General features: G+C 54.2%; 19 protein-coding genes. 8 read left to right on the top strand and 11 right to left on the bottom strand.

The features are described from left to right. Positions 1-9: 9 nt before the first annotated feature. From motB to otsB, 6 genes are all read right to left on the bottom strand, one after another. Entirely contained in the window at positions 10-1,041 is a 1,032-nt protein-coding gene (motB, locus tag F3J36_RS01775; RefSeq protein WP_021506280.1) for a flagellar motor protein MotB, read from the bottom strand. Next, entirely contained in the window at positions 1,038-1,925 is an 888-nt protein-coding gene (gene motA / locus F3J36_RS01770; protein WP_021506281.1) for a flagellar motor stator protein MotA, read from the bottom strand. Before motA ends, motB begins: the two co-directional genes overlap by 4 nt. A gap of 132 nt (positions 1,926-2,057) precedes the next feature. After that, positions 2,058-2,636: a flagellar transcriptional regulator FlhC gene (gene flhC, locus F3J36_RS01765; protein WP_021506282.1), complete on the bottom strand. Its 579-nt coding sequence runs from the start codon at positions 2,634-2,636 to the stop codon at positions 2,058-2,060. Continuing rightward, positions 2,636-2,986: a flagellar transcriptional regulator FlhD gene (gene flhD / locus F3J36_RS01760; RefSeq protein ID WP_058769677.1), complete on the bottom strand. Its 351-nt coding sequence runs from the start codon at positions 2,984-2,986 to the stop codon at positions 2,636-2,638. The genes flhC and flhD overlap by 1 nt, the downstream gene beginning before the upstream one ends. A gap of 1,028 nt (positions 2,987-4,014) precedes the next feature. Further along, entirely contained in the window at positions 4,015-5,451 is a 1,437-nt protein-coding gene (gene otsA / locus F3J36_RS01755) for an alpha,alpha-trehalose-phosphate synthase (protein WP_058757657.1), read from the bottom strand. After that, the gene (otsB, locus tag F3J36_RS01750) at positions 5,448-6,236 is read right to left on the bottom strand and encodes a trehalose-phosphatase (protein ID WP_166718720.1); all 789 of its coding nucleotides are present in this window, start codon (positions 6,234-6,236) and stop codon (positions 5,448-5,450) included. Before otsB ends, otsA begins: the two co-directional genes overlap by 4 nt. A gap of 358 nt (positions 6,237-6,594) precedes the next feature. Here otsB and umuD point away from each other — a divergent pair, with 358 nt between their 5' ends. Further along, positions 6,595-7,026 carry a translesion error-prone DNA polymerase V autoproteolytic subunit gene (gene umuD / locus F3J36_RS01745; RefSeq protein WP_021506286.1) on the top strand — a complete coding sequence of 144 codons (432 nt, stop codon included), beginning with the start codon at positions 6,595-6,597 and terminating at the stop codon, positions 7,024-7,026. Here the strand turns inward: umuD and F3J36_RS01740 are convergent. Then, positions 7,023-7,928 carry a LysR family transcriptional regulator gene (locus F3J36_RS01740; RefSeq protein ID WP_058769675.1) on the bottom strand — a complete coding sequence of 302 codons (906 nt, stop codon included), beginning with the start codon at positions 7,926-7,928 and terminating at the stop codon, positions 7,023-7,025. The two genes, umuD and F3J36_RS01740, sit on opposite strands and share 4 nt — an antisense overlap. Positions 7,929-8,063: 135 nt before the next feature. Between F3J36_RS01740 and F3J36_RS01735 the strand changes: the two genes are divergently transcribed. After that, positions 8,064-8,837 (top strand): DeoR/GlpR family DNA-binding transcription regulator, encoded by a 774-nt coding sequence (locus F3J36_RS01735; protein WP_166718719.1) that lies wholly within the window; start codon positions 8,064-8,066, stop codon positions 8,835-8,837. Between the two features lie 105 nt (positions 8,838-8,942). On the opposite strand, the gene F3J36_RS01730 is transcribed toward F3J36_RS01735, so the two are convergent. Further along, entirely contained in the window at positions 8,943-9,596 is a 654-nt protein-coding gene (locus F3J36_RS01730) for a hypothetical protein (RefSeq protein ID WP_058769674.1), read from the bottom strand. Between the two features lie 374 nt (positions 9,597-9,970). Here F3J36_RS01730 and F3J36_RS01725 point away from each other — a divergent pair, with 374 nt between their 5' ends. Together F3J36_RS01725 and blaOXA are read left to right on the top strand one after the other, a co-directional pair. After that, positions 9,971-10,261 (top strand): hypothetical protein, encoded by a 291-nt coding sequence (locus F3J36_RS01725; protein ID WP_031279201.1) that lies wholly within the window; start codon positions 9,971-9,973, stop codon positions 10,259-10,261. A gap of 721 nt (positions 10,262-10,982) precedes the next feature. Next, entirely contained in the window at positions 10,983-11,786 is an 804-nt protein-coding gene (gene blaOXA, locus F3J36_RS01720; RefSeq protein WP_166718718.1) for a class D beta-lactamase, read from the top strand. A 130-nt stretch (positions 11,787-11,916) separates the two neighbouring features. Here the strand turns inward: blaOXA and F3J36_RS01715 are convergent, their stop codons facing one another. Beyond that, on the bottom strand, positions 11,917-12,792 hold the full coding sequence (locus F3J36_RS01715; RefSeq protein WP_211072801.1) for a LysR family transcriptional regulator: 876 nt from the start codon (positions 12,790-12,792) through the stop codon (positions 11,917-11,919). Positions 12,793-12,916: 124 nt separating this feature from the next. Between F3J36_RS01715 and gstA the strand changes: the two genes are divergently transcribed. Together gstA and F3J36_RS01705 are read left to right on the top strand one after the other, a co-directional pair. Continuing rightward, positions 12,917-13,522 (top strand): glutathione transferase GstA, encoded by a 606-nt coding sequence (gene gstA / locus F3J36_RS01710; protein WP_166718717.1) that lies wholly within the window; start codon positions 12,917-12,919, stop codon positions 13,520-13,522. Positions 13,523-13,698: 176 nt separating this feature from the next. Further along, entirely contained in the window at positions 13,699-14,202 is a 504-nt protein-coding gene (locus tag F3J36_RS01705; protein ID WP_166719114.1) for a glutathione peroxidase, read from the top strand. A gap of 73 nt (positions 14,203-14,275) precedes the next feature. Here the strand turns inward: F3J36_RS01705 and F3J36_RS01700 are convergent, their stop codons facing one another. After that, complete coding sequence (locus tag F3J36_RS01700; protein WP_166718716.1) at positions 14,276-14,878, bottom strand: XRE family transcriptional regulator; 603 nt, start codon at positions 14,876-14,878, stop codon at positions 14,276-14,278. A 43-nt stretch (positions 14,879-14,921) separates the two neighbouring features. On the opposite strand from F3J36_RS01700, the gene F3J36_RS01695 reads away from it, so the two are divergent. Further along, positions 14,922-15,608 (top strand): B3/4 domain-containing protein, encoded by a 687-nt coding sequence (locus tag F3J36_RS01695; RefSeq protein WP_166718715.1) that lies wholly within the window; start codon positions 14,922-14,924, stop codon positions 15,606-15,608. A 29-nt stretch (positions 15,609-15,637) separates the two neighbouring features. Further along, positions 15,638-16,531: a dihydrodipicolinate synthase family protein gene (locus tag F3J36_RS01690; protein ID WP_166718714.1), complete on the top strand. Its 894-nt coding sequence runs from the start codon at positions 15,638-15,640 to the stop codon at positions 16,529-16,531. A 141-nt stretch (positions 16,532-16,672) separates the two neighbouring features. Here F3J36_RS01690 and F3J36_RS01685 read toward each other — a convergent pair whose 3' ends face one another. Continuing rightward, complete coding sequence (locus tag F3J36_RS01685; RefSeq protein ID WP_088515888.1) at positions 16,673-17,392, bottom strand: type 1 glutamine amidotransferase; 720 nt, start codon at positions 17,390-17,392, stop codon at positions 16,673-16,675. Positions 17,393-17,496 lie beyond the last annotated feature (104 nt).

Below are 17,496 nucleotides of genomic sequence, written 5' to 3'. Positions count from 1 at the left end.
CTCACGGGATCACCTCGGCTGTGAGGGTTGGTCTGGTGTCACCGCGCTGGCGGCGGGCGGTGCCGCTGCCGGCGGATTCGCCGCGGCTGCCGGTGTGGCCGGTGCTGCGGTAGAACCCGTGGGGGCAGTTGGCGCCGCCGGACCAGCCGGTGCGGTAATGCTAGGTAAAATCTGCGCCGGGTCACTCACCTGAACGGCATCGCTCTCGGCATTCTCTTTTTCAATCGCCGCTTCGGTGTCATGGTTCAACACCAGCAGGCTGATACGACGGTTCACCGCGTCGTTGGCGCCGCGGTTTTTCAGTTTCATGGTGTCGGCCATGCCGACCACGCGCAGCATTTTGCCGCCGTCCAGCCCGCCCGCCACCAGCTCACGGCGTGAGGCATTGGCACGATCCGCCGACAGTTCCCAGTTGCTGTAGCCGCGATCGCCGCTGGCGTACTGGAAGTCATCGGTATGGCCGGACAAACTGATTTTGTTAGGAATATCATTCAGCAGCGGCGCAATGGCGCGCAGGATATCGCGCATGTACGGCTCCACTTCCGCGCTGCCGGTTTTAAACATCGGGCGGTTCTGGCTATCGATAATCTGAATGCGCAGCCCCTCTTCCACCATGTTGATGATCAGATGCGGACGCAGCGCTTTCAGGCGCGGATCGGCCTCAATCAGCTGGTCGAGTTTTTCACGCAACCGGTTCAGGCGAATGTCATCCAGCTGGCGCTTTTGCGCATCCATATCGACCTGTTTTTGCACTTCGCCTTTCTTCTGCGTCGGATCATCGCCGCCGCCGGGAATCGGACTTTCGCTGTCGCTGCTACGCTGACCGCCGGTCAGGGCGACCTTGAGCGGCGTTTTAAAATATTCGGCAATCTGCACCAGCTCCTGCGGATTGGCGATCGAGATCAGCCACATCACCATGAAGAACGCCATCATCGCCGTCATAAAGTCGGCATAGGCAATCTTCCATGAGCCATGGCTGCCTTCATGCTTTTTATGTTTGCGCCGTTTGACCAGCACAATCGGGCGATTACCGTGCTTCATGAAGGCGTATCCGAAGTCTGCTTAGCCGGGTTTTTCGCGTTACGCACGTGCTCTTCCAGCTCGGTAAAGGACGGACGCTCGGTGGAATACAGGGTTTTACGACCAAACTCGACGGCGATCTGCGGCGCATAACCGTTCAGGCTGGAGAGCAGCGTGACTTTGACGCACTGCATCATCTTGGTGGTTTCCGCGCACTTCTGGCGCAGCACGGATGCCAGCGGCGAAATGAAGCCGTAAGCCAGCAGAATACCGAGGAAGGTTCCCACCATGGCGTGCGCAATCAGTGCGCCCAGTTCTGCCGCCGGGCGGTCCGCGGAGGCCAGCGCGTGCACCACGCCCATTACCGCGGCGACGATACCAAACGCCGGCAGGCCATCACCGACCGCCGCTAAGCTTTGTGCTGGTACTTCGCACTCGTGTTCATAGGTTTCGATCTCTTCATCCATCAGGGCTTCGATCTCGAAAGCATTCATATTTCCGCTCACCATCAGACGTAAATAGTCGGTAATAAAATCCACTAAAGGTTTATCGGACAAAATACGCGGATAGTTAGCGAAAATTTCGCTCTGGCTGGGATCTTCAATATCGCGTTCCAGCGACAGCATGCCCTGCTGACGTGATTTCGCCATCAGGCGATACAGCAGTGCCATTAAATCCATGTATACGGCTTTGTTATATTTTGAGCCGCGCATTAACAAGGGCAGCGCTTTTAGCGTCTTTTTAATCGATTTGCCGTTGTTGCCCACCAGAAACGCACCAATGCCGGCGCCGCCAATAATCAGCAACTCCGACGGCTGGTAAAGCGCGCCCAGATGGCCGCCTACCATCATGTAACCGCCCAGCACGGAACCGAGGACTACGATATAACCCACAATAATCAGCACAAAAACATCCTTACGTCCGTAACGTGTTGGTGGAAGTTAAGCCAGAGAGCCGCAGGTGTTATTCACAGGGTGTGGGCAAAAAAAAGCAGCGGTATTAACCGCTGCTGGATGCTTTCCACGATGCGAACAAACTTAAACGGCGCGTTTAACCTGTTCATCCAGCAGTTGTGGAAAGGTATCGGCAGAATCTGCAGAAAGTTTACGTCTTTTTACGGCACGTGATGGCGGCTGGCACAGGCTGCAAACAAAGCTGCCCGGCGGCTGATGCGCGTGGTTGATGAAGCTTCCGCCACAGCATTTACAGTCAGACAATTCCAGCATGCCACTTTCAACAAATCGCACCAGGGTCCAGGCGCGGGTCAGCGCCAACAGCGGGCCCTCGTCCGATTGCGGACACTGCTCAAGATACAGGCGATACGCTTTGATAACCGCCTCTACGCCACTGCTCAGCCGGGTTTTCAGCAGAAACTGCCAGGCGTTGCAGAACATCGACGCATGAATATTTTGTTCCCAGGTCATGAACCAGTCGGTAGAGAATGGCAGCATGCCTTTCGGTGGGGGTGCACCACGCAGCTCTTTGTACAGTTTTATCAGGCGACCGCGGCTCAGCTGGGTTTCACTTTCCAGCATCTGCAGTCGTGCGCCCAATGTAATCAGCTCCATTGCCAGCTGAATATCACGCGCTTCCTGAACGATACTTTTTTCGGTCATTATACCGCCCTCTTTTTAGCAGAGGCATCATCTTTCGATGCGCTGCGCAATAAACGGCTGGATAATAAAATACCGGTGTGGATTTGCTGCAAATCATCCACACGTGATTCCTGCGTTAAACGGTTAATAAGATTGTGATCGGTAAAGCGGAACTGGCAAACCAGTTGATTGGTTTCCGCTAATTTTACCATCTCAGGTAAAGTCAATTGCTGCAATGCATCCGCCATTGGCTCATCGATACCTAAACGAAACATTGCTGAAGCTTTTTCCTGGTTTATCAAACGCTGTGCAAGCAATAAATATGACAGATTGATGTCATATATGTGTTTTAGTAATTCTGATGTACCCATTTTTTTCCATCCTGATAGACGCGACATATATACGGCCACAGAATTAAGTGTTCTATGGTTCGGGTTGCTGGTTGGTAAATCTAAAGATGGCAAAAAATAATCAGGCATAAGCCAACGCGTACTGAACTGTTTCACTTCCCACCGGGATATTGATCAGTAGTAGTCAAAACTCCAGGCCAATCTTTTCTTGAGTTGTAACCATCTTCCGTGACGTCTGCTTACAGTTTTTTAAGACTAATCCGAAAACAAGGCAAATCTATATCGTCTGATTTCGACATACAACGTGATTGGTATGAAATTTTAGATAAAGTGTGATCTACGTCACACTTTTAAGGCAAATTTTTCAAGTGAAGCTTCAGTAATGCTTTTCTGTTGTTCTTTTTTTGAGCGATTTTGAAACGTTTCGCTAATATTTCACAGGAAAAGTCTGAATTTTGAAGTGTGTCGCAGATCGCCGCCATGGGACGATCTTTTATCTGCTACGTTGGCTTTAGGCAAAGACAAGCCCCCGAAACAAACCAAAAAAGCAGCATAAAACACCAAAAATGGCTGTAATTATTCGCTTTTAAATTAATCACTTACAGGGAATATTGCCACGCAGGACTAATGGCGCTGTGCTAGCGAAGCGTGAAGAGTGGATGCAGCGCGCTTGTGGTGTGTAAAGAGTTTGTAGGGAGGGTTTAGCGAGTCACAAGGGATGTAACAGCACGTTACATTAGCGATATGAATGAATTGACTAACTAACACACTGATGTATTAGAACTATCGGCCTGGCCAGCCAAATCTTTAGGGTCGGAAGGAAAAATTCAGCGTTTCAGTGCTTAACTGGCTTAATTTTAACCAATTCGTGCGTTTTTTGGTGCCGGGTCAGCGGGTTAGCGCTTAACAAAATGAAATCGATTTCATCCGGTGAGGGTGTCGCGTGAAAACGCTACGCAGCACGATCCTGCCTGCGTCATCTGACGGATACCTCTCCCGCGTACGGGAGAGGCATTGCCTGAGGGGAACATCGCGCCTTGCGGGGCTAATTACGCCAGCTTCTGAAACGTCGCGACCTTGTTATCGCTACCGTGGCTGGCGCTGCGTGCCGGCAACGTGTTCAGATCTTTCAGGAAGCTTTCGCGCCAGTGCGAAATGTCCTGCTTACGCAGTACGGCCATCATGTCGTTATAGCGCGAGATACGCTCGGTGCGCGGCATGGTCAGTGCGCGGTCCAGCGCCGCCGCCACATCATCACGATCGTACGGGTTAACGATTAGCGCAGAAGTCAGCTCGTTAGCCGCTCCGGCAAAGCGCGACAGCACCAGCACGCCCGGATCGTCCGGATCCTGCGCCGCGACATACTCTTTCGCCACCAGGTTCATGCCGTCACGCAGCGGCGTAACCAGCCCCACGTCGGTCAGGCGGAAAATCTTCATCAGCAGGCGGCGATCAAAATGCTGGTTGAGATAGAAGAGCGGCGTCCAGCCCAGCGTGCCGTATTTACCGTTAATGCGCCCCGCTTCTGTCTCCAGCTGGTGACGAATATCCTGATAGGCCTGCACGTCGCCGCGCGAGGTCGGCGCAATCTGTGAGTAACGGATTTTGCCGCGATGCTGCGGGAAGTTTTCCAGCAGCGCTTCGTAGGCAAGGAAACGCTCCGGCAAGCCTTTGGAATAGTCGAGACGCTCACAGGCGATAATGTTCTGCAAATCGCCCAGCTCACGCTTCATCGCGGCCATCTTCGGTGGCAGCGGCCCTTCTGCCATCTCTTTAATGCTGTCCGGCTCGATACCGATGGGGTAAACCTCGGTCATAAAGGTGTTGCCAAAGGCGCGATGCTTCTTCTCGCCTTTATTCTGCAGCTGCGTCAGCTGGCTCAGGCTGTCGAGAAACGCTACGCGATCGGATTCTGTCTGGAAACCCAGCAGATCGTATTCACACAGCATTTCCAGCAGTTCCTGATGCGGCGGCAGCGCATTGAAAATTTCCGGCGTCGGGAACGGGATATGCAGAAAGAATCCGATTCGGTTATTGATGCCCTGTTTACGCAGTTCAGCGGCAAACGGCAGCAGGTGGTAATCGTGGATCCACAGGATATCGTCCGGCTTGATCAGCGGTTTCAGCCGCTGCGCCAGCAGGGTATTCACGCGGCAGTAGCCTTCCCAGGCTTCACGCTGATACTGCACCAGATCGAGGCGATAGTGAAACGCGGGCCAGATCACCGTATTCGAAAACTGGCAGTAGTACTGATCGTAATCGTTTTGATTGAGGGGGAATGAGGCATAGGTAATGCCGTCTTGTTCGATCTGGGTAAGTTCCTCATCTTCTTCACCGGAAAACTCACTGATCTCTCCGTTCCAGCCAAACCACAATCCTCCGGTGGTCTGCAGCGCATCCAGAATGCCGACGGCGAGACCGCCTGCGTTGGTTTTGCTTCCATCAGGAATAGCGATACGGTTAGATACGACGACTAAACGACTCATAACCTAAACTCCTTACCGACGTTGTCATGTTCTAGTTGTAATAATAGTTGTTCCAGCCAGTGCCAGACCGCTGCCACATCGGGCAGACGATAGCGCGCCTGGCTTGGACCTTCACCGACCTTGACCGAGATGCCGTGCATGGCATTGACTGCAAGAAAGCCTTTCTCATCGGTCAGATCGTCGCCCACAAATACCGGAATGCGACCGGTAAATGGCGCTTCCTGCATAAATTCGCGTACCGCAGCACCTTTATCGATGCCCTGCGGTTTCAGTTCCACCACACACTTACCTGGCTGCAGCGCCAGCGCCGGAAAGCGGGCTACCGCCTCTTCGGCCAGCTGCATGATGGCGTTTTCATACTCTGGCGCGTTGCGGTAGTGCAGCGCAAAGGCCATGCCTTTCACTTCCAGCAGCGTACCGGGCCACTGGTCAAGCGTCTGCTGCAGTTCAACCTGCAGCGTTTGCGCCACCTCATCGGGCAGCGACTGACGATGCAGATGTCCGCTGGCATCGCGGCGCTCAGCGCCATGCACGCCCGCTGCCGGGGCTTCCAGCGGCGCGACCAGCTCATCCAGCTGGCTGATCGGACGGCCGGAAACCAGCGCCAGCGCGCCGTGACTTAAATTAGAAATTTGTTGCAGATGCTGGCGCACCGATGCGGGGATGGAAACCGACTCGGGCTGCGACTGAAGCGCGGCCAGCGTGCCGTCAACATCAAAAAAGAAGGCGTAAAGTCCGCCACTTAGCGACGGCAGGGTGCTGTTCTCATTAACCGCAGGGGTCACGTCTCCTCCTGTATCTGAACGTAAACGGGCAGTCTGTTCGCAGGCAGGCAGGAAGTGAGGAGGTTTTTCCGTAAACACGGGAATCGAAAGGGTAACGCTCCAGAACTAAACGAAATTTTCATCAACACTGCAACCGCACTACGAACATCGGCAACATTAAGTGTAGACAACAATTGAAGTTTCGCCAGACGGGCGCACAGAGTGCTTAGCGAAGAGTGCACTTTTCAGCGGTTTGCGCGGCAAAAAACTGAATTCTGCTGTTTTTCATACGCTTCGCTTTTTTTACCGCGGGCAGACTTGATCATAGCAAAAATCGCCTGATACTGTATATAAAAACAGTATCTATGGAATATTCGCTATGACGCGTTTCTTTTTGCCACAGCTTTCACCGCCTTCGCGCTCCCGCCCGCTATTCCTTGACGCGGTGCACGGCGGTTTCCCCTCGCCCGCTCAGGACTACATTGAGCGCCAGATTGATCTCAATGAGCTGCTGGTGACCCGCCCGAGCGCCACCTATTTTGTGCGCGTCGAAGGCGACTCGATGCGCGATGCCAATATCCGCGAAGGTGATCTGCTGGTGGTCGACAGCTCACTCAATGCCCGGCACGACGACATCGTGATCGCCGCCATTAACGGCGAGTTCACCGTCAAGCGGCTGCAGACGCATCCCTGCGTACAGCTGATGCCGATGAATCCGCGCTATCAGCCCATCCGGCTGCGTGAAGAGGAGGAGCTGGAAATTTTTGGCGTGGTGACGTTTATTATTTACGCCGCACGCGTCCAGCGTTAGCGCATCGTTTCGGCGCGGATCATCTCAATCAGCCGGCGTAAACCCGGGTGCAGCTGGCGACGGTCGGGGTAATACATCACCAGCGGTTCGTCTTCGCTGCACCAGTCCGTCAGCACGCGCACCAGCTGCCCGCTCGCCAGCTGCGCCTGTACGTAGCGCTCCGGGCAGTAGCCGAGACCGTAACCGCCGGCGACCGCATCAATAATCATGTCGCTCTCATTGAGCGTCAGCGTGCCCGGCACATCGACCTCATACGCCACCTTGCCCTGCGCCAGCGGCCACTTATACAGCGTGCCATTGCCAAGGCGCATGCGAATACAGCGATGGTTGCGCAGATCGTCCGGATGCTGCAGCGGCGGCGCGTCGCGCAGGTAATCGGGTGACGCCACCACGATCCAGCGCAGTTTGGGCGTCAGCGGCATGGCGATCATATCTTTCGGTACGCTGGCGCCGTAGCGAATCCCGGCGTCATAGCCGCTGCCGATGATATCCACCAGATTGTTATCCACCGTAATTTCCAGACTGAGCTCCGGATAGGTCGCCATAAAGCGCGCCAGGATCGGCCGAAACAGCAACTGCCCGGCATCACGCGGGATGTTCAGCCGCAGGCGGCCGCTGGGTGATTCGCGATACAGGTGCAGATCGTTCAGCGCCAGCTCAATCTGCGCAAAGCCGGTTTCCAGATGGCGCAAAAAAGCGGCACCGGCGTCCGTCGGCACCACCGCCCGGCTGGTGCGATTGAGCAGGCGCACGCCAAGACGCGCTTCAAGACTGCGCAACGTGTGGCTGATGGCCGACGTGGTGACCCCCAGTTCCAGCGCGGCGAGGCGGAAACTCTTGCGCCGGCAAATCAGCAGAAAAACATTCAGATCGGCCAGTTCATTACGTTGCAGGGCGGGCATTTTCGTATCTCCTGACTCATTGCCACGTTGAATCTGATTCAACTTCAGATGAGCTATCATAGCGAAGCTGCCGTACCGGACGCTATGCGCGCGTGGCATGGCAGGCAAAACGTCACTTTTAACCCCGAGCTCATCATGCTGCCCGAAGACCGAAAAGACGCTATTTATCGCTACCTGTTTGCGAAACGATCGGCCACCATTCACGAACTGGCCACGCTGATGGCGGTGTCGGCGATGACCATCCGCCGCGATATTAAATTCCTGCAGGATGCCGGCCTGGTGGTTGGCATACACGGCGGCGCCAGGTTGCCTGCCGTGGTCCATCAGGCATTGCCGTATGTGGATAAGGCACAGCTGAACGTGCACGCCAAACAAAGCCTTGGCCGTTATGCCGCATCGCTGGTACAGGATGGCCAGGTGGTCTACCTCGATGCCGGTACCACCAGCTATGAAATTGCGCGTGCGTTAGGCGATCAGGCAAGTCTCACCGTGCTGACTAACGACTTTACGATTGCCGCCTGGCTGATGCGTCACAGCCACATCACGCTATTTCATACGGGTGGCAAAGTCGATAAACGGCATATTGCCAGCGTGGGTGCCATGGCGGCGACCGCCCTTGCCGCGTTCAATATTGATCTGGCTTTCCTCAGCGCCAGCGCGTGGGATGTCACGCACGGCCTCTCGACACCCGACGAAGACACCTTGCTGGTGAATCAGGCGGTGCTGGCCGCCTCAGCGCAGCGTTATCTGGTGGCTGACAGCAGCAAATATGGTCGTTACAGCGTGTATTCCGTGTGTAAGCTGCAGCAGCTGGACGGCGTGATCACCGATGACGATTGCCCCTGTGCTGCCGTTGAGGAGATGAAACAGCGTGGTATTCGTCTGCACCGGGTAAATCGCCGCGGCTGAGCGGCTCGCTGCGCATCCCGGTAAAGAGCATTAATTAAAAAGGAGGCGCGAACGCCTCCGGTGGCTACAGGGAAATCACATCAACTATTTATTATGGGGCACGGTTTACGGCGTAGGGGCGACTTTAGGATTGGAGCTGAACCAACCGCGGCGATCCTGCCAGTTGCCATATTCATCCACAATCGCCCCTTTACTGTTGGCCATCAGGAAATGATAACTCTCCAGTTTTTTCAGCGACAGCGTTTCGCCCTGATGCTGAATGACGACATTGTGGCTTTGCACCGGACCAAAACTTTTCGGCGTCGGCGGAATATCCGCTGATGCGGCGCCAATTTCTGAGAAGTTATATACCCAGCCATCGAGAACGCGCCACGATTCATGTTTTGCCGGACGTGCCGGCGGCGCGCTAATCGGCATGTGTCGATGCTCCGGAATCATCTGATTCGGCAGCAGATACATGGTCATGGCGTAATAACCGTAATCCAGATTATTGACCCAGGTGATGCTGGCCAGGCCAACATGCTGATAATCGCCCAGCCCGAAATCATTGACCCACAGCTGCTGGCGCATGGCCGGCGTCAGCGTATGACCGTAAGAAGCGAGCAGTTGCGCTATTGCATCTTTCGCCACCTCTTTCTGGAAGACGCCATTTTTATAGAAATCTTTATTGGTATAAACGTGATGCGGCTGAGCCGCAACGGATGCGGTGGCATTGAGCGCCAGTAAGGCCGCAGCGAACGCCAGAGCAGGTTTTGTCATAATTCACCTCCTGTTTATGACAGCCATGTTGATGCAAATAAAAATTTCACCGGCCGGTAAAACGCAAGGGTGGCCAGCGCGGAGAACAGAGTTGCAGATGGCGATGCGGAGGGGAAATTCATTTAGAGAATCGGATCTATCTAATTATCAGATACGGCTGTGCTTTTTTGTGATTATTAACAAATAATCACAGGCTATTCTGCCCGGTAAAGCATCCAGCTGCTGGCGGGCGCAATTTATCAGCTGCTAAAGAAATTCTTAAAATGTTGGTTGCGCTCGCAATTGTGACAGGCGCGCGGCCAATTGTGTTTGACCTGCTTTTCACATCAATGCACACTGGCGGGCGTGAAAAACGGCAGATGAAGAGCCAAGAGATGTTGCAGAATTATAGTCAGCGCGTCCATTTCTATTACTGCATTCTGGTTGCGTTAAAACTCTATGTGAACAGCAAGAAGTCCGGCGGCGTACGCGGGAAAAATAACTTTTTGCTGAAGTGGTTACGCAACGCGCAAAACAACACCATCTTTCATCCTGATATCACCAGTGAAATTGAATGGCTGCGCGGCAAAATTATCAGCGCCGGACCGGATGCCGATTTAGAACCGATGCTGCAATACGTTTACGAGACAGCAAAACGCGCCGAAACGCTGCGTCTCGGGCCGTAATCGCACGGGCTGCGCATTGCATTACCCCTGTCTGCAGGCAAAAAAAAGGGGGCAACGCGCCCCCAACCACTACAAAAATTTCATCCCTGACGCCCTGGTGCGGACTCCCTTCCGGCTGACGCTAATTCTCTTCGCACTGGCTACGCGTTACAGGGTTAGCAGCAGCACGCTGATCAATAACCAGCAGCCCGCGCAAAATGCGCCCGCCGCCACCCAGGTTAACGCCCGGGTATTTAAATGACAGATATCGCGTTGCCAACGTTTAACCGGCTGCATAACCACTCCTGAAAATACATTCTCATTATGCCTGGCAGAGGATTGCCGTGAACTGAGGATAAGCTTGTCATGCATTAATATCTCTGACCATCGGATGTGCTTACCGGTTATGTAGGCGCAGGACTACATCCCATTAATTACCGCTTATATCGCCATCGAGACGAAAAATGCCGCAGGTGTGCAGATCGTAATAGCGTCTTTTTCGCGCCGTTTGTCATCCGGAAATACGGCTTCGCATCGTTTAGTTTTCCTAAAAAACAGGCGCAGATTAAATCGTTTTTATTTACCCCTGCTCAGGGTTATTAATAAGCACACCGGACGCGATAGTTTGCAGATGATAAAGGGATGTGGCGTGACCAGTCTCTTGATGCACGGCCAGACCGCGTTCAGTGCCCTTTCTCAGGGTGTAAATTACGTTAGCATTTAACTTTGGATTCAATCATCAATGAAAACCCGTCTGGCCGTTATGGCCTCTGTTGCTGCAATATTATTTTCACAGCAGGCATTCGCCAAAAATCTGTGCACCCTGATTGTTGACGCTGAATCAGGCAAAGTCCTGCTGGAGAGTGGCAACGACTGCAGTAGAGAAGTCACACCCGCATCCACCTTTAAAATAGCCATCAGCCTGATGGGATTTGATGCCGGCGTGCTGAAAAATGAAAAGGAACCCGCCTGGGATTACCAACAAGGATACCCGGACTGGGGCGGTAAAAACTGGATGAATAAAGTCGATCCCACGGCGTGGCTAAAATATTCGGTCTTCTGGTATTCGCAGCAGGTTGTTAAAAAGATTGGGCAACATCGCTTTGAAGACTATGTAAAGGCGTTTGGTTACGGAAACGAAGATGTTTCCGCCGTTGACGTCAGCGCCCCCGGTCAGAATGGGGTGTGGGTTATGTCATCCCTGCAGATCTCACCGGTTCAGCAGATTGGCTTTTTAAGGAAAGTCGTTAACCGTGAGTTGCGCGTAAACAAGCATGCCTATGACATGACAGATAATATCACCCGCTACGACGTCAGCGTTAAGGGCTGGACGGTGCACGGCAAAACAGGAACCGGCTCACCGGGGAAAAATAATCAATACGATCCGCACCATGCCTATGGCTGGTATGTCGGCTGGGCGACCAAAGGCAGCAAAAAAATTGTTTTTGCCAAACTGATTCAGGATGAACAGGTGTTAACGCCGAATGCTGGCCTGAGAGCACGTGACGAAGTGTTGAAGCAGATGTCGGCGGTCATTGCGCCATGATGGCATAACACATGGATGCCACGGATTTTTATTAACCTCCCGGTTTTCATGCGGTTGACAGATTGCGGCGAGGCCCTTCATTATGAAACTGACGGTTAGCCAGCAAATAAAGTGACCTCCAGAGCGCCGCTTATCTTTCTTTACGCAGCGTAGTCAGCAGTGACTGCGCGGCAACAGAAGACTGACCGGATGGCGAACACACCAGTCCAAACTGACGGTGAATCGCCGGGTCCAGCGGCACCACACAGCCTCCCTGCAACACCGCAGGGAGCGCCGATTCAGGCACCAGCGTCACCCCCATGCCTTCACACACCAGTAAACAGGCGCTGATCCAGTCGCGCACGTTCACACGAATGTCGGTAAGGCGCAGGCCCGCCTGTTCCATCAGACTTTTTCCATTAACCGCACAGCCGCCAGTGGCGAGAATGAAGGGTTGAACGGCCAGTTGCTGCAGCGTGACACCGCCGGACCTGGCGTTGCGTGCCAGCGGATGGCTGGCTGGCACCACCGCCACCCATGCGTCCTGCCCCACGATAACCTCTGCACGCCCGCCGGCAGGATTCATCACTACCCCCAGTTCAACTGTATCCGCCGCCAGCCACGCCTCCACTTCGTCGTCCGTGCCTTCCAGCACCACCACCTCAATGCCTGGATGCAGGCGTTTGAATTCCCGAAGCAATGCGGGCAGCAGTGTGGACGTCACCGAGGGAAAACTGGCCAGGCGAACGCGCCCTCCCTTCAGGCCTCGCTGCTCATCAGCCAGCTCGCGAATGGCGTGCAGCTGCGCCAGCATACGCCGGGCATGTTCAACAACCTGCTCACCCAGCGCCGTGACACCGATATGACGACGTTCACGCGTGAATACCGGGAATCCTAGCGAAGCTTCCAGTTGGGCAATCGCCTGGCTGGCACCGGACTGCGTCATGCCGACCTGTTCAGCGGCGCGCGAGATGTTGCTGGCATCAGCCACCGCGAGCAATAAGCGCCAGTGCAAAAGATTCATCATGATTATCAGTAGCTCAGCTAATAGTTAATTTATGAAGCATTAATTTTACAGCGTGATGTCGCTTAAGCACACTCTGTTTATCGCCGCACCTGGCGAAACACGACGTCATTTTAACGGAGAGAAGATGAAACTTTATTACGCTCCTGATACGTGCTCGCTTTCACCGCATATCGTGCTGCGCGAACTCGGACTGGAATTTGAACGGGTTAAAGTGGACAACCGCAGCAAGCTCACGGCGGATGGCCGGGATTTCCTCGCGATCAATCCTAAAGGTTATGTCGCTGCACTTGAGCTGGAAAATGGGCAGATACTCACGGAAGGCCCGGCGATTGTGCAGTATCTCGCCGATTTAAAACCGGCAAGCGGACTGGCCCCCGAAGCGAGGAGCTGGGCGAGGGTGCGATTGCAGGAGTGGCTGAACTTCATCAGCAGTGAAATACACGCCGGTTCCGCACTGCTGTTCAATCCCGGCCTGCCTGAAGACGTCAGCGCGCTGCTGCGTGAAAAGTTATTCCGCCGGTTCGATTTCCTGCAGGCGACGATGGAGCAACAAGCCTATCTGACAGGCGCGTCTTTTAGCGTCGCCGATGCTTACCTTTTCACTGTGCTGCGCTGGTGTAAGTTTTTTTCCATTACGCTGAATCGCTGGCCTGCGCTAATAGCGTATATGGCACGGATCAATGCGCGCCCAGCTGTGCAGGCGGCACTGCTGGCAGAGGCGTCTGAGTGAGACTGGCAGACAGAGTTTTGTGCCGGCGATCAGGCTCTGTCTGCAAGGTTATATGTCAGTGTTATTGTGACAACGGCGCGCAGAAAGTTATGCTGTATGCGCCAGGCTATGAAGCCCGCTATTGGGCCCGCGTGGCAACATCAACATCGAACCTGTGCTGTTTTGAGGACACTGACATGACCCCTTTTTATCAGTTTTCGGCCACCAGCCTGACCGGTCAACCTGTCTCTATGGCCGATTATGAAGGCAAGGTGGTTCTGGTGGTGAATACCGCCAGTCATTGCGGCTTCACGCCCCAGTACGCCGGCCTTGAAGCGCTCTATCAGAAATATGCCGCGCAGGGTCTGGTGGTGCTTGGCTATCCCTGCAATCAATTCGGTAAGCAGGAACCGGGAAATGCTGATGACATATCACAAACCTGTCATGTTAATTACGGGGTGAGCTTCCCGATGTTCGGCAAAGTCGAGGTTAACGGCAGCGCAGCGCACCCGATATTTCGCTATCTGAAAGCGGAACTACCCGGCGTGCTGGGCGGACGGATTAAGTGGAATTTCACCAAGTTTCTCATCGGACGCGACGGCCAGCCGCTGAAACGCTTTGCACCGATCACGTCCCCGGAGAAAATAGAAGCCGCGATAATCGCTGCCTTTAAGGTGGGGCTAGATTTGCCCCGCCCTTAAAAGGTGCCGACATCAATAAGGATGATTATTGGCGCAAAAATCAGGGCTTCTTTGGCCGTCCATTGAAAAACGTTTATGACGCTTTTTCATTCACCGTCATGATAAAGTTCAGCGTGTTTTCTCCCTGGTTTGCGTAGAAATGTGGAACATCGGTTTTGGCTGTAACGGAGGATCCCGCCGTTACCTGAAATACGCTCTCTTTCACGCCAAACGTGAGGGTTCCGGATTTTACGTGCAGTAGCTCCAGCGTGCCTGAGGTATGCCCGGGTGATTCAAACTTTTCGCCTGGCCGCATTTCCCACAGCCACAGCTCAAGCATATCGGGTCCACCCGAGCCGGCCAGCAGCCTGGCGCTTCCCCCTTTGTCTCCTGTCCAGAGTTCGGGGATGTCCGTATCAGCGATGATGTGCACATCAGGCCTGGCGCTGACATCAACAAAATCCGCCACGGACACGCCCATGGCAGCAGCAAGCCGGCATAGCAGCGCAATGCTGGGATTAGCCTTGCACCCTTCTATCTCAACCAGCATCCCCTTACTGACACTGGCTTTGCGGGATAACTCATCGAGAGAAATTTTTCTTTGTTTACGAAACTGCTTAATCCGCAGGGATACGGCTTCGTTAACCGTGTTGACATCTGCGCCGGCGAAGGTCACTAAATTGACTTTTTTGGTCATTGGTCGATATTATGAGATAAAATGGTCATTACAGGATTATCGCGTGTTAATCGTATCTGCGTCAATTTCCCCTGAAGTCTATCAAATCGCCCCCGGTTTTCGGGCACTCAGCATCAGTGTACAGGCAGCGCCTGTCGTGAATCCGCACGTCGGGGTAACGGCACTGAAGGCGGCCTGTGAGGCGGTGCTGTCAGATTCCCCCGCCTGGGCTGAATCCCATCTGGCCGCATGGGCCGATGTGTTTCAGAGATTTGGTGCCAAACCCAAACGCACGCCCTGTTCTGCTGATGCGCTACGCAAACGCGTGCTTCGCGATGGCACCCTGCCCGCGCTCGATCCGGTCGTTGATCTTTATAACGCTGTCAGTCTGCGTTATGCCGTGCCCGTAGGGGGAGAAAATATTGCCGCGTACCAGGGCGCACCTCGCCTGACGGTGGCAACAGGCACGGAACCCTTTGATACCATGAAAGAAGGGGTTATGGCGGTGGAATATCCTGCGCCTGGCGAAGTCGTCTGGTGTGATGATGCCGGCGTAACCTGCCGTCGCTGGAACTGGCGGCAGGGAATCAGGACTCGCTTAAGCGTTGAAGCGCAACACATGTGGTTTATTCTGGAAAGTCTGCCGCAGATGCCGCCCGATCAGCTGCATGAAGCTGGAAAGATGCTGACCGACGGCCTTGAAGAAATGATGCCCGGACGGCAGTGTAACGTCACCCTCATCGGCGAGTAACACCTTTAACTCAGTTCTGGAGACTCTGCATGTTCACCGGCTTGTCTGCTTTCCCGTTAACGCCTGTCAGCGCGCGTGGTGTCGATGAACAGGGATTCACGAAGATTCTGGCTCGCCTGACGGCAGCCCGTGTCGATTCTTTGGGTGTTCTGGGTTCAACCGGCAGCTATGCTTACCTGAGCAGGGAACAGCGCAAACGCAGCGCAACGCTGGCCTGTCAGGTTGCCGGGGAGATTCCCGTGATGGTTTGCGTGGGTGCTATCAGCACCGATGCCGTACTGCATCTGGCTGAAGATGCGCAGTCCGCAGGCGCGGATGCGCTGCTGCTGCCGGCGATGAGTTACCAGCCGCTGCGTAATGAAGAGGTGTATGCCCTCTTTGAGACGCTTACCCGCCATGCTTCAGTACCGGTTTGTGTTTATGACAACCCCGGAACCACGCATTTCCGCTTTACCGACGAACTGCTCGGGCAGCTGTCGTCACTGAAAGGGATTCGCTCAATTAAAATTCCGGGAGTACCGGATACCCCCATCGCTGCAGCTGAACGCGTCGCTGCACTACGACAACATCTTCGTCCTGGCGTGACCCTGGGTATTAGTGGTGACGCCAGTGCCGGGCTGGGGCTGAATGCCGGTTGCGAAGTCTGGTATTCCGTTTGTGGCGGTATCTTCCCGGAAACCGCTAAACAAATTACGCAGGCCGCAGCCATTAACGACGCTGAACGCGTTACGGCCTTAACAAACCGCCTGAAACCTTTATGGGATTTGTTCCGTAAGCATGGCGGAAGTATCCGCGTGATCGCAGCGGCAGCAGGCATACTGGGGCTGACCGAAGCAGACTGTCTGCCTCGCCCCCTGTTACCCTTATCGGCCGCAGATGTAGCAGAAGTAGCAGCAGTGATGGCCGCTCTGGACCTGAAGTAACGCGCCGGCGGAATCGGTCCTGCGCCAGGACGTTGATAGAAAGTAGGGTTTGAAGGGTGCACAAAAGGTCATGGTGCCTCCATGTATCAGCTTCTGATAAAGAATGCCCGGAGATAAACATCACCGGGCATAAAGCGGTGTTTAAGCTGATTTGTAACGCGCTTCGAGCTTATCCATGAAGCCAAAAAGTACCTGATTCATTTCGCTGTAATCGTGCGCACGAAGTTCTTCTGGCGTATGAACAAAGCGATACTCTGCGGCTCGGCTCAGGTCTTGTTGCGAATGAGCGATTAGCCGTTCTACAACATCCAGCGTCAGTTCCATGTGGCACTGAAAACCAAAGACGCGATCTGAATAGGAAACGATCTGGCGGGGACAGCCTTCGCTGTAGGCGATGATCTTTGCATCCGCGGTCAGGCCCGGCATGTCGTTATGCCAGTGACCGACCTCAAGCGACTTCGCAAAGTGAGAAAACAACGCATCCTCGCGAGCCTCTTCAGTTAGCGTGATCGGGAACTTACCAATCTCTTTTTCAGGGCTGTGAGCAAACGGCGCGCCCAGCGCCTCACCGATCAGCTGTGAGCCAAGGCAGATACCGATAACGGCTTTACCGGTTTTAACAGCAGCAGCAATCAGCGCCTGCTCGCCTTTCGCATCGAAGTGCGGACACTCTCTCTGGGTCGTGGACGGGTCCTGCGGACCGCCCATCACGATCAGGAAATCAATACCTTCGGCGTCCACGGGTAGCTCATCGCCTGCGTATACACGCGAGTAAGTCACATTATGACCTTGATTTCTGGCCCATGTTTCATAAGCCCCTGGCGCTTCAAAACTTTCATGTACGATAAAGTGTACCCGCATAAGGATAGGCTCCTGTTATACCTGTGATAATCTGACCGATAAACGACACACTCATCCAGTGAGTTGGTACACCGGATGGTTTCAAGGCAGCATCATAGTTGCAG

This window comes from Pantoea sp. Cy-640 (assembly GCF_011752635.1).
Classification (GTDB): Bacteria; Pseudomonadota; Gammaproteobacteria; order Enterobacterales; family Enterobacteriaceae; genus Pantoea; species Pantoea dispersa.
This window is presented reverse-complemented; position numbering and strand designations above follow the sequence as displayed.